Below are 421 nucleotides of genomic sequence, written 5' to 3' on the forward strand. Positions count from 1 at the left end.
GTGACCCGGGCGCTCGGCACGCTGCGGGCTCCCGCCCCCTCGGACAGCGGTCTGCCCGCCCCCGAGGAGCGGCTGCTCGGCCTGGTCGACGGGTTCCGGCGGATCGGCCAGCCGGTCGACTGCGCGATCGATCCGCTGCCGGAGGGCGCCGTCGCCGACGCCGCGTACGGCATCGTGCGGGAGGCGCTCACCAACGTGGCCCGGTATGCGCCGGGCGCGGCCACCACCGTGCGGTGCCGGTACGGCGACGACCGTACGGACGTCGTGGTCACCAGCGGCGCACCGCTGCCGGGCGCCCCCGCGCACGCCGCGGACCTCGGCGGCGGACGCGGCCAGGGCATCCTGCGCTCCCGCGCCCGGGAGGCCGGCGGCACCCTGACCACCGGGCCGACGGAGGACGGCGGCTGGGAGGTGCGGGCGG

At 79.6% G+C, this 421-nt stretch carries 1 protein-coding gene; it reads left to right on the forward strand.

Annotated features, from left to right (window positions below):
• Positions 1-421 (forward strand): sensor histidine kinase (locus LPA54_RS40020; RefSeq protein WP_368857912.1); only part of this gene is annotated, 421 nt, incomplete at both ends.

Source organism: Streptomyces sp. DH12, assembly GCF_020873895.1.
Taxonomy (GTDB): domain Bacteria; phylum Actinomycetota; class Actinomycetes; order Streptomycetales; family Streptomycetaceae; genus Streptomyces.